The organism is Brevibacillus fluminis, from assembly GCF_052072235.1.
Lineage (GTDB): Bacteria > Bacillota > Bacilli > Brevibacillales > Brevibacillaceae > Brevibacillus_D > Brevibacillus_D fluminis_A.
Map to the genome: position 1 here is coordinate 3712246 of NZ_CM125436.1, position 12055 is coordinate 3724300.

11 protein-coding genes are annotated in these 12055 nt (G+C 56.1%); all 11 read right to left on the reverse strand.

Going from position 1 to position 12055, the window contains the following annotated elements; all coding sequences use genetic code 11:
- Positions 1 to 19 precede the first annotated feature (19 nt).
- On the reverse strand, positions 20 to 1999 hold the full coding sequence (gene pknB / locus ACTID9_RS18455) for a Stk1 family PASTA domain-containing Ser/Thr kinase (protein WP_441066365.1): 1980 nt from the start codon (positions 1997 to 1999) through the stop codon (positions 20 to 22).
- A gap of 5 nt (positions 2000 to 2004) precedes the next feature.
- Positions 2005 to 2769 carry a Stp1/IreP family PP2C-type Ser/Thr phosphatase gene (locus ACTID9_RS18460; protein WP_441066367.1) on the reverse strand — a complete coding sequence of 255 codons (765 nt, stop codon included), beginning with the start codon at positions 2767 to 2769 and terminating at the stop codon, positions 2005 to 2007.
- 5 nt (positions 2770 to 2774) lie between these two features.
- Complete coding sequence (gene rlmN, locus ACTID9_RS18465; RefSeq protein ID WP_441066369.1) at positions 2775 to 3845, reverse strand: 23S rRNA (adenine(2503)-C(2))-methyltransferase RlmN; 1071 nt, start codon at positions 3843 to 3845, stop codon at positions 2775 to 2777.
- Between the two features lie 452 nt (positions 3846 to 4297).
- Positions 4298 to 5656, reverse strand: coding sequence for a 16S rRNA (cytosine(967)-C(5))-methyltransferase RsmB (gene rsmB, locus ACTID9_RS18470; protein ID WP_441066374.1), 1359 nt, complete (start codon positions 5654 to 5656; stop codon positions 4298 to 4300).
- 1 nt (position 5657) lies between these two features.
- Positions 5658 to 6620 carry a methionyl-tRNA formyltransferase gene (fmt, locus tag ACTID9_RS18475; protein WP_441066376.1) on the reverse strand — a complete coding sequence of 321 codons (963 nt, stop codon included), beginning with the start codon at positions 6618 to 6620 and terminating at the stop codon, positions 5658 to 5660.
- A gap of 5 nt (positions 6621 to 6625) precedes the next feature.
- The gene (gene def / locus ACTID9_RS18480; protein ID WP_441066378.1) at positions 6626 to 7102 is read right to left on the reverse strand and encodes a peptide deformylase; all 477 of its coding nucleotides are present in this window, start codon (positions 7100 to 7102) and stop codon (positions 6626 to 6628) included.
- Positions 7103 to 7152: 50 nt separating this feature from the next.
- Positions 7153 to 9597: a primosomal protein N' gene (gene priA, locus ACTID9_RS18485; protein ID WP_441072645.1), complete on the reverse strand. Its 2445-nt coding sequence runs from the start codon at positions 9595 to 9597 to the stop codon at positions 7153 to 7155.
- A 2-nt stretch (positions 9598 to 9599) separates the two neighbouring features.
- Positions 9600 to 10838 (reverse strand): bifunctional phosphopantothenoylcysteine decarboxylase/phosphopantothenate--cysteine ligase CoaBC, encoded by a 1239-nt coding sequence (gene coaBC / locus ACTID9_RS18490; RefSeq protein WP_441066380.1) that lies wholly within the window; start codon positions 10836 to 10838, stop codon positions 9600 to 9602.
- A gap of 77 nt (positions 10839 to 10915) precedes the next feature.
- Positions 10916 to 11125, reverse strand: coding sequence for a DNA-directed RNA polymerase subunit omega (gene rpoZ, locus ACTID9_RS18495; RefSeq protein WP_441066382.1), 210 nt, complete (start codon positions 11123 to 11125; stop codon positions 10916 to 10918).
- A 3-nt stretch (positions 11126 to 11128) separates the two neighbouring features.
- The gene (gene gmk, locus ACTID9_RS18500) at positions 11129 to 11746 is read right to left on the reverse strand and encodes a guanylate kinase (protein WP_441066384.1); all 618 of its coding nucleotides are present in this window, start codon (positions 11744 to 11746) and stop codon (positions 11129 to 11131) included.
- A 22-nt stretch (positions 11747 to 11768) separates the two neighbouring features.
- Positions 11769 to 12038 carry an extracellular matrix/biofilm regulator RemA gene (remA, locus tag ACTID9_RS18505; protein ID WP_122917054.1) on the reverse strand — a complete coding sequence of 90 codons (270 nt, stop codon included), beginning with the start codon at positions 12036 to 12038 and terminating at the stop codon, positions 11769 to 11771.
- Positions 12039 to 12055 lie beyond the last annotated feature (17 nt).

Consider the following 12055-nt stretch of genomic DNA (forward strand, 5'->3'; position numbering starts at 1 on the left):
TCCCTCCACGTAGTAGTTGTTATTGACCTTGCGTTTGTGACTGAGTTTGTGCAACTGCCTGATACTGGACCGTAAAGGTTTGGTACTCCTGGTCGTTTTTCATCACTTTAATGGTTGCCTGCTTCGACGGCGAAACGATGACCGGCACGTCGTAGCTTTTGCTTTCCGTGATGGTTTCGGTCGTCACCGCCTGATCATTGGCGCGCGCATCCGATACCGTGATGGAGACTTTCGCGGTTTCGCCCGGAAGAACCTCGACGAATACAGGAGCCTTCCCTTCGATCGCACCGTCAGGATATTTGCCGGATGAAACGTCGAGATCGACGGTTTCTCCCACCGGAACGTTCATGCCCGCTTCGTACGGGTATGTGGCAAGGACAATGCCTTGCTCTTTGGTAGTGAACGTATCTTTCGGGTTGGATTTGCCCATATTCAGGCCCATTTTTTGCAATTCCACCCGCGCCTGCTCCAGCGTCAACGTACGCAAATCTTTCATGCGCACATATTGTTTGCCTTTGCTGATCTTGACGGTAACGGTCGTATCCGACGGAATGACCTCTGCGCCCGCTTCAGGAATCTGTTCGATCACATCACCCGCACGCACATTATCGTTCTCCACTTCGACAAACGTGCTGTCCGTCACGGTAAAGCCGGCTGCTTTCAATGCCTGCTCGGCGGACGCGCGGTTCAATCCGGTCAGCGGCGGCATCTTGCCCGGCTGCTTACCCAAACTGACATAAAGCATGACGGTCGATTTTTCCTTCAGCTTCATCGGTGGTGACGGGTCTTGCCGGAAGACAACACCCTTTTCGACCTTGTCATTGTACTCTTCTTTTGTAACCGGCACGAGCTTCTGTTCTTCCACTTTCGCTTTCGCCAGCTCCACCATCGTCCCTTCCACCAGCGGCACCGGCACTTCCGGCACGACGATCAGGTTCAACAACACATTGAAGCCTGCGAATGCCAGAACGACGAACAGGCAGAGCACGCCGACCCAAATGGAAAGCTTCACCCACCACTTTGGCTTTTTCTGCGGTCCTTTTTCGGCCGAGCGGCTTGCACCGCTCATGCGCTCCTGTCGCTCCTGTTTGGACTGCTCGAGCATTTCCGGCGTGATCGCGGGCAGCACCCGCGTCTCCTCGTCATCTGTCGGAATCGTCAGTTTCGGCTCGTTCAGACGCTCGGGAAACAGGCACGTCTCCAAATCCTCAAGCATTTCCGCCGCGTTTTTGTAGCGGAATGCCGGATTTTTGGCCAATGCTTGCAAAATGATATTCTCCACGCTTTGCGGAATATCCGGATTAATCTGTCTCGGTTCGGGAAGCCTCTCCTGCAAATGCATCAAAGCGACTGAAATCGGCGACTCGCCTGAAAACGGCACGCGCCCTGTCACCATCTCATACAAGACGATCCCAAGCGAATAAATGTCCGATTTCTCGCCGGTGATCCCACCGCGAGCTTGCTCCGGTGAAAAGTAATGAACCGAGCCGAGCACGGAGCCGGTATGCGTGATGGTCGCCTGCGTCACCGCCCGCGCGATCCCGAAGTCGGTCACTTTTACCCGGTTGTTGCGTCCGATCAAAATGTTGTGCGGCTTGATGTCGCGGTGAATGATTTTGTTCTGATGGGCATGCTCCAACGCGTCGCACACCTGGACCGCGATCCGCACAGCCTCTTCGACAGGCAGCGCGCCGCGCGAATTGATCACATCTTTTAATGTCGGGCCTTCTATGTATTCCATCACCATGTAATGGGTGTCACCATCTTGGCCTACATCATATACGCTGACTACATTTGGATGAGACAGGCTCGCTACCGACTGCGCTTCCCGCCGGAAACGATGGACAAAATCCTCGTCATAGCCAAATTGCGGGCGCAACAGCTTGACGGCTACTTGCCGATGCAGGACCACATCGCGCGCTTTGTACACGATCGCCATCCCGCCACCGCCTACCTGGCGCTCCAGCTGATAACGTCCCCCTAAGAGTTGTCCTTCCATCCTGCTCACCCCTCTTTCCTGCCGGTATTAACGGCTCCATCGCGATTGCGCACGGCGACGACCGTTACATTGTCTTCTCCTCCGGCATCAAGAGCATGCTGAACAAGCGCATCGACCTGCTCTTTCAAAGGCAATTGGCTGCCAAGCAATGATTCAATCTGCGATTTCGATACTTTGTTGGTCAACCCGTCCGAGCATAGCAAGAGCACGTCGTCCTGCTCCCAGCGGAATTCGCCCAAATCAACGCGCACGTCTTTTTCGGTTCCCAGTGCGCGCATGATGACATTGCGCTGCGGATGGACCGCAGCCTGCTCGACAGTAATTTGGCCGCTTTTCATCAATTCATGCACGAGCGTGTGATCCTCTGTCTGCTGCTTCAGGCCATCTGCCGTATAAAGATAGATGCGGCTGTCGCCGACATGGGCCAAAACCCCGCCCGCTTCGTCGATCAGGGCGCAGACCACGGTCGTCCCCATCCCGTTGCACTCCGGATGTTCGAGCGCATGCCGATAAACCGCCTCGTTCGTTACGACCATCGCATGCATCAACCGTTCGCGCGCATCCTCGCGTTCAAGATTCGGCTCCAGATCGGACAGCTCGCGCAAAATGCCCTCAACCGCCATCCGGCTGGCAACATCGCCAGCCTGATGACCCCCCATTCCGTCAGCCACAATGGAAAAGACCCGGCCGTGCTCGTCGACCGTGCACGCATAAAAGTCTTCATTGAGCTGTCTGATACAACCGACATGTGATTTCATTGCTATTTCCACACTGATCACCCCGCCGTTTCTTTGGCGTGCTGCGCACGTAATTGGCCGCAGGCCGCAGCGATGTCGCTGCCGTGCTCACGGCGAATCGTTACATTGATGCCGCGACTTTCCAGAATGTTTTTAAACGCAAAGATATCGTTTCGAGCCGTGCGCACATAATCCCTTTCCGGCACGTAGTTGACCGGGATCAGGTTGACGTGGCAGAGCATATCGCCAATCAGGTCAGCCAGCTTTTCGGCATGCTCGGGCTGGTCATTTTGTCCGCCGAACAGACCGTACTCAAAGCTGATGCGGCGCCCGGTTTTCGCAACATAGTGACGGCATGCCTCCATCAGTTTTTCCAGCGGGAATCCGCGGTTGATCGGCATCAGCTTGGTGCGCAGCTCAGTCGTCGGCGCATGTAGCGAGATGGCGAGATTTACTTGCCCGCCTTTTTCGGCGAACTCGTAAATTTTCGGGATAATGCCGCTCGTGGACACGGTAATATGGCGCTGCCCGATGTTCAGGCCGCGGTTGTCATTAATGATGGACAAAAAAGCCATCAGGTTGTCGAAGTTCTCAAACGGCTCCCCGATGCCCATGACGACAACATGGCTGGCGCGCTGGTTGTCAGCGTCGAGGAAACGCTGTGCCGCGAGCACTTGCGCCACGATTTCGCCTGCGTCCAGATTGCGTTTCAGACCGCCGAGCGTCGAGGCGCAAAACGTGCAGCCGATCCGGCAGCCTACCTGTGTCGTGACGCAGATGCTGTTGCCGTAATTGTGGCGCATGATGACGGTTTCGATCGCATGGCCATCGACCAGCTGGAACAAAAATTTCACCGTTCCATCGGACGATTCCTGGCGCGTGATCTCTTTCAACGGATCGATGCGGAATTCGCCTGCGAGCTTTTGCCGCAGTTCTTTCGATACGTTGCTCATCTCGTCGAAGGAGCTTACGCGCTTGACATACAGCCAGTCAAAAATTTGCTGGGCGCGAAACGCTTTGTCTCCGCTTTGTACGAGCCATTCTTTCATTTCATCTACTGTTATTCCATAAATCAAAGGACGGTTGCCCGTCGCTGAAGTCATCGGCATGCTGCATCATTCACCTTTTTCTTAAATTCTTTCATTGTCCATTGTACTCTTTGCCGCGTGCGGCGGCAATGAAACAGATTTTTACTGGATGAGACTGGGTAAAAAAGCAACTTTGGTGCTCGTTCGGGGATTTTCGGAAAAAAGTTCCACGGATGCTCTGACAATGCCCACTGGGGGTCGGGGAGAACGGCTCCGCGGAAAAAAAGGAAACTGCGTCCCAAAGCCACACGCTGCGCGGCGGGTGTATCTCAAAGAAGTAGATGTGACGCAAAAGCGTTTCCTTTTTTTCCGCTCCGCCTGGCAGGCATCGCCAAGGCATCCGTTCCACTTTTTTCCGAAAATCCCTTTGCTGCTGTGAACCGTTACTCGTTGCAGCAGTTTACTACTTGAATAAAAATCTTCAATAAGATCAGGGATGGTGAACCGCTGCTGCGATACCCCATCCCTGTTCGCTACGCTTTTCGTTTGAGTCGTGAGATGAAAAAGCCGTCGCTTTGAAATTGATGAGGCAGGATTTGCACATAGCCCTTTTCCTGCGCTTGGGCGCGCACCGCTTCCGGCAGATCGGCTGCGAGCGTGGTGTCCAGCTCGAACTCCGGATGGGCTGCGACGAATCGTTCGACGACCTGCTGGTTTTCCTCCGGGTCGATCGTGCATGTGCTGTATACGAGCAGTCCGCCTGGTGCCAGCAGCTTGGAGACGCACTCCAGCAGCTCTGCCTGCAGCTTGGCGATTTGCTTGATGTCGTTGCTGTTTTTTTGCCATTTCAAGTCTGGCTTGCGGCGGATTACCCCTAAGCCGGTGCAGGGCGCATCCAGCAAAATCCGGTCAAACGTGCCGTGCTCGGCTGTTGTAAGCGCAGCCGCGTCGGCGACTACCGGCGTGATGATCTCGATGGAGAGACGCTTTGCGTTTTGGCGAATCAACTCCTGCTTGTGGGCGTGCACGTCACAGGCCACGATCTCGCCAACGTTGTTCATCAACTCCGCGATATGCGTCGTCTTCCCGCCCGGTGCCGCGCAGGCGTCGAGCACGCGCTGGCCTGGCAGCGGCTTGAGCGCCGGGGCGACCAGCATGGAGCTTTCGTCCTGGATCGTGCACTGTCCTTCGCGGAACCAGCTTGTGCCCGCAACATGCCCGCCATCCACGACAATTCCAGCCGCACTTACCATAGACGGTCGGGCATGTGGAAAATGTTGCAGCATCGCGGAAATTAATTCCTCGCGCCCCGTTTTCAGCTGATTGACGCGTACGGAGGTATGCGGCGGCAGGTTGTTGCTTTCGCACATCGCCCGGGTCGCCTCCTCGCCATACAGCTTGAGCCAGCGCGCGACCAGCCACTCGGGATGCGAAAGCTCCACCGCCAGCCGCTTGGCCAAACTGCCCGTCGGCAACACCTCAAAACATTCCGGCTGGCGCAAAACATTGCGCAGCACGCCGTTTACCAGGGAGGCGATCCCTTGGTGGCCACGCCGTTTGGCGATCTCGACGGCTTCATGGACGGCAGCCCGGTCCGGGATGCGATCCAAATACCGGATTTGATACAGACTCAGGCGCAGCAAGTGCAGCACCCACGGCTGCAGCTTGGCCAGGCCGCCCTTTCCTTTGATGAAGCGGGACAGCACATCGTCGAGCGTATTGCGTCGCTGAATGGTCCCGTAGACCAGCTCTGTGACCAGCCCTGCGTCAACCGCCGACAATGGCTCGCGATCCAGCACCGCTTTGAGTTCGAGATTGCTGTACGATTTGAATTCGTCTACCCGCACCAGCACCTCAAGCGCTACTTCGCGCGCAGTTTTTGTTCTCGTCACGTTACCAGTCTCCTAACTTGGTTCCAATGGCAAGCGACGCTCCCGCTCCGCGCAAAAAGTCGAGCACGCTCATTTTCTTTTTGCCCTCCGGCTGGATTACGGTCAGCTTGACGCTACCTGCACCGCATGCGACGATCAGGCCGTCCTGCGTCTTGTCGATCACCGTTCCCGGCTCACCCGTCACGCCGGTTACCGCCGTTTTTTCCGCTTGCCAAATTTTCCACGTCTTGCCCTCGCATGTTGTAAAAGCCACCGGCCACGGGTTCAGGCCGCGAATCTGGTTGTAGATTTGTTCCGCCGTTTTGCTCCAATCGATCCGTTCGTCCGTACGCTTGATGTTCGGAGCGAAAGTCGCCTGCGCATGGTCTTGCGGCTCGGCCACAAGCTCGCCGTTCAACAGCTGCGGCAATGTTTCCACCAACAGCTTGGAACCCGCTTCCGCCAGCTTGTCATGCAGCGTCCCTACATTGTCATCCTCTTCGATCGGCACGACGACGCGCGAGAGCATGTCGCCCGCATCAAGCGCCTCAACCATGTACATGATCGTCACACCGCTCTCTTTTTCCCCTTCCACAATGCATTTGTGGATCGGCGCGCCCCCGCGATATTTCGGCAAGAGCGAAGCATGGACATTGATGCAGCCATGGCGCGGCGCGTCCAGCAGACGTTTGGGCAAAATTTGCCCGTAGGCAGCCGTCACGATCAAATCAGGCTCGGTTGCCAGCACTTCGGCAAGCGCACCCTCTTCTTTTATTTTCTCCGGTTGGTACACACTTAAACCGTGGCGCAGCGCGGCTTCTTTCACCGGCGGCGGCGTCATCACCTGCTTGCGTCCGACAGGCCTGTCCGGCTGGGTAACGACCCCAATGACGCGATAGCCAGCGCTGAGCAATGCTTCCAGGCTGGCTACGGCGAAATCAGGCGTGCCCATGAACAAAATGCGCACATCCTTCTTCTCATTCATTTCGTTTACTCTTCCTCTCCAGGCTTTACCGTATATACGCGTTCCGCGATATCGATGAACAACACGCCGTTCAAGTGATCGATTTCATGCTGGGAGCAACGGGACAACAGATCGTCCGCTTCCATCTCAAACCATTCGCCATTGCGGTCTTGCGCGCGCAGCTTCACCCATTTGTGGCGGCGCACATCCCCGCGCATGCCTGGAATGCTGAGGCAGCCCTCCGGATAATCTTCGATCATTTCCCCTTCATGCGCGATGATTTCCGGATTGACCATTTCGATCAGGCCGTCGCCGCAATCCATCACGATCACGCGCTTCAAAATGCCGACTTGCGGAGCAGCCAAGCCTACGCCATCCGCATCGTACATGGTGTCTGCCATGTCATCGAGCAGCTTGTGCAGATTGCTGTTGAACTTTGTTACCGGAATGCTTTTTTCACGAAGGACAGGATCGGGATGCTTCACGATGGTGCGAATTGCCATAAAAAATACCTCCTGATATTGAAAATGGAACCTGGAAGTCTCCATTTGGTTTATAACAAAACTTGCGGATCGACGTCGATCGTCATCAGAACGCCGTGCTGCTTCTGCCACTCTTGCGTCTGCGCGGCCGCCTGGGCCAACAAGTCCGTCACTCTCGGCTCATCACGATATTTTAGCATGAGTTGGAAACGAAATCTATCTTTTATCCGGGCGATCGGCGAGGCGACCGGCCCCAACAGCCGGGTCGTTTCGGCCAGCCGCGGCTTTAAATATTGCGCCATCAAATCCGCAGCCCGGATGACCGTCGGCACATCCTCATGGCTGAACGTGATCAGCACCAGGCGAAAATAAGGCGGATACCCCGCCTGCCTGCGATGCCGCATCTCCTCTTCATAAAAGGAAAGATAGTCGTGGTGCGTGGCATGCTGGATGCTGAAATGCTCCGGCGTATACGTCTGGATCACCACATCGCCTTTCAGCTCGTGGCGCCCGGCCCGGCCGCCAACCTGTGTCAGCAGCTGGAACGTTTTTTCCGCCGCCCGGAAATCGGGCAGATGCAGCGACGTATCTGCGGCGATTACGCCGACCAGCGTGACTTTGGGAAAATCCAGGCCTTTGGCGATCATCTGCGTCCCGAGCAAAACGTCGCCCTGTCCGGTGCGGAAACGGTCCAGCAGCTCTTCATGCGCGCCTTTGCGCGATGTCGTGTCCACGTCCATCCGAATGACCCGGATGCCAGGAAACAGTTGCGCAAGCTCGGCCTCCACCTTTTGCGTGCCCGTCCCGAAAAAACGGATGTGCGGGCTTTGGCACTCCGGACAATGCTGCGGCTGTGCCACCGTGTAGCCGCAATAATGGCAGCGGCTCGTATGATTCGTTTTATGATAGGTGAGCGAAATGTCGCAATGAGGGCATGTCAGCGTATAGCCGCAGCTGCGGCACATGACAAAGGTTGAAAAGCCGCGACGGTTCAAAAACAGCACGATCTGCTCCCGCTTTGCCAACCGGTCCTCGATCAGCGAAAACAGGCTGCGGCTGAACATCGAGCGGTTCTCCTGACGCAGCTCATCGCGCATGTCGACCACGTGAACGGTGGGCAGCGGCCGATTGCCGACGCGCTCGCTCATCGTCAGCAGCCGGTAGCGCCCGCGCGTGGCCAGCGCATACGTTTCCAAAGCGGGCGTCGCGCTGCCCAAGATCAGCACGCCATTGTTGTTTTTCGTCCGCTGCATCGCCACATCGCGGGCATGGTAGCGAGGCGTCTCTTCTTGCTTGTAGGAGCTTTCGTGCTCCTCATCGATTATGACAAGCCCAAGATTTTTGAACGGGGCAAAAATCGCGGAGCGGGCTCCGACGGCCACCTGCACATGCCCGTGAACGATCTTGCGCCACTCGTCGTAGCGCTCCCCTTGCGACAGCGCGCTGTGCAGCACCGCGACGCGATCGCCGAATCGTTCCTTGAAGCGTTTGACCATCTGCGGCGTCAACGAAATTTCCGGCACGAGAAAAATCGCTTCCCTCCCGAGGTCAAGCGTCCGTTCGATCGCTTCCATATAAACTTCCGTCTTGCCGCTGCCCGTCACCCCGTGCAGTAAAAATGCAGCATGCTCGCCTGCATTTATGGCCGCTTCAATAGCAGTGTAAGCGAGTTGCTGCCAGGTGGTGAATGGGTGCTTCACCCCTTTGGCGAACGTCCGGTTTGCATACGGATCGCGAAAAACTTCAACCTGCTCGATCCGAATCCAGCCTTTTTGCTCCAGACCTTTGAGCGTCGAGCGAGCCATGCCGGTCTCCGCCAGAACATCGGACAGCGGCATCGGCTCGCGCGTCTCCTGCAGCAAAAGCAAAAGCTGCCGCGCTCTGCGCGAACGCTCGGGAATCGTCGGCAGCACCGCTACCAGCTCCTCGTCGGATAGTAGCAGTGTCACCTGCGAAATTTGCTTGCGTGTGATTTTGTCCGTGACCTGGTAGTCGAAGCTGATGAGACCTGCCTTCACCCACCCCGGCACCTGCTTGATTTCTTGGGGAAATTGCTTTTCCGCTTCCTCGAACTCGATTCGCCGCCAATACAGCTCCTGCAGCAGGCCGGGCTGCTGCGGCTGGTTGGCAAGCAGCTGCTCAGTGGCCGACAGCCATTTTTTCGTCTTGCCTTTCAGCACGGCGGGCAGCATGACCTGCAGGGCGCTTACCCATGTGCAAAGATAGTGGCGGCTCATCCATTCGGCCAGCTGGATCAGCTCCAGGGTGAGCGGCGGCACATCGTCCTGCACCTGCTCGATTTCTTTCAGCTTGAGCAGCGCGGGCGCCCCATCCTGTGTTCCGGATTCCTCGGCATCATACAGATTGATCACATAGCCTTGCAGCTTGCGCGGGCCAAACGGCACCACGACGCGGCTGCCGATGGCGATCATCGGCGCAAGCCACTTTGGCACCGCATAATCAAACGGCCGATTGGTCCGGTTCACCGGCACTTCCACGATCACTTGTGCAATCATGCTCATCGTTTGGAAGCGGCAGCTGCTTTGCGTTGATTCGTCAAGATGACATCAAGCAGCTTGTCCGCCACCTCGCGTTTGCTCATTTTCCCCAATTGCACAGGCTCGCTCCCCCGGGCCAAAATCGTGACGATGTTGGTGTCGGTCCCCATGCCGGCACCCTCCTGCAAAACGTCGTTGGCGACGATCATGTCCAGGTTTTTGCGTGCCAGCTTGTCGGCAGCATAATTGAGCACATCATGCGTCTCTGCCGCAAAGCCGACGACGAACTGATGCGTTTTTCGCTTGCCTACTTCCGCCAAAATGTCTGGCGCCTTTTCCAGCTCAAGCGACAAATCGTTCCCCGTTTTTTTCATTTTTTGCGCAGAGACGGTTTTCGGCCGATAATCCGATACAGCCGCAGATTTGATGACAACATCAACATCAGGTAGATGCTGCATGACCGCATCGTACATTTGCTGCACGGACTCGACGGCGATGACCGTCACGCCATCCGGCTTCGGCAAAGCGACCGGTCCGCTGACCAGCACGACTTCAGCGCCGCGATCGCGCGCCGCCTCCGCAATCGCGTAGCCCATCTTGCCGGTGGAATGGTTGGAGATGTAGCGCACAGGGTCGATCTTTTCCCGTGTCGGCCCTGCGGTGACCAGCACTTTTTTGCCCGCCCAATCGTGTTTTGCAGGTGATGATTCCTCTGTCAAAAACCGCGACACCGCCGCGAGGATTTCTTCCGGTTCCGCCAGCCTTCCCTTGCCGATCCAACCGCAAGCCAAAAGCCCTTCGTTCGGCTCCAAAAAACGGTAGCCGTACGATGCCAGCCGCTGCATGTTCGCCTGTACGGCCGGATGCTCATACATATTGACATTCATCGCTGGCGCAATCAGCACGGGCGCTTTCGTCGCCAACAACGTCGAGGTGAGCATATTGTCGGCGATGCCGTTCGCCAGCTTGCCGATCAGATTCGCGGTCGCGGGAGCCAGCACGACCACATCCGCTTTGTCCGCCAATTCGATGTGCGCGATGACGCCGGGGTCCGGCTCGATAAATGTATCGGTATACACGTGACGATGGGTCAGCGCCTGAAACGTCAGTGGCTGGACAAATTGGGTCGCATTTTCGGTGAGGATCACATCCACAAGCGCTCCCGCCTGTGCGAGCTTGCTTGCCAACGCCGCCCCTTTGAACGCGGCGATCCCTCCGGCAACGCCAAGAACGATTCTTTTCCCCTGCAATACCTGCATCCTTTGCCTCTCCTCTCAACACAACTTCCGCATCTTCATGTGAAAAAAACAACCTGCAAAGAGGTTGTTTTTTCGGTCTACGCTTTGCGTACTTCTGGATTGTCGTAAACGATTTTGCCGGTAATCAGCTCTTCGAGCGATTGTCCGACGAATTTGCGCGCTTTCGGCTTGTCCAGCTGCAGGTTGTTTTGCTCACGCAGCTGGCGGGCACGCTTGGACGCCACCGTTACCAGCGTGTACTTGCTTTCTACCTGTTCAACCAATTTGTCAATCGATGGAAACAACATGGATTAAACCTCCTTCAGGATCCACTTGCGGTACTTGTGGATTTGCCTGTCTTTTTTCAGATGCTCTGCTGTGATGATCGCCTTGATCTTGTCGCAGGCGGTTTCGATGTAGTCGTTGACCACGACATAGTCGTATTTGTCCATCAGCTCGATCTCGGTGCGAGCCATTTCCATGCGGCTCTTGATCGTTTCCTCCGACTCGGTGCCGCGGCCGACGATGCGGCTTTCCAATTCGGACAAATCAGGCGGCGCCAGAAACAGGAAGATCCCTTCCGGAAACTTTTCCTTCACTTGCAAGGCCCCTTGCACTTCAATCTCCAAAATGACATCCTTGCCGCCAGCAAGCGTATCCGCGACGAAGCGGCGCGGCGTGCCATAATAGTTGCCTACATATTCTGCCCATTCCAGCAGTTCGTCTTGCTCGATCATCCGCTGGAATTCGTCCTTGCTTTTGAAGAAATAGTTCACGCCTTCCTCTTCCCCAACACGGGCGCTGCGCGTCGTGGCGGAGACGGAATAAATCAGCTCCGGCATCTTCTCTCGCAACGCTTTGCAGACAGTCCCTTTGCCTACCCCGGATGGTCCGGAGAGCACGAGAAGCAGTCCTTTGTCCTTTTCCATCGTACCAGTTTCAACTCCTGCTTTATTCATCAGACTCGTCATCTTTGTCATCTTTGGTATACAGACGCTGCGCGACAGTCTCCGGCTGGACCGCCGACAAAATCACATGGTCGCTGTCTGTAATGATCACCGCGCGGGTCCGTCTGCCATATGTGGCATCCACCAGCATGCTGCGATCGCGCGCCTCTTGAATGATCCGTTTTATTGGAGCCGATTCCGGGCTTACGATTGAAATGATCCGGTTGGCATTCACAATGTTACCGAATCCGATATTAATCAGTTTGATTGCCATAATTGCCAAGTCCATCC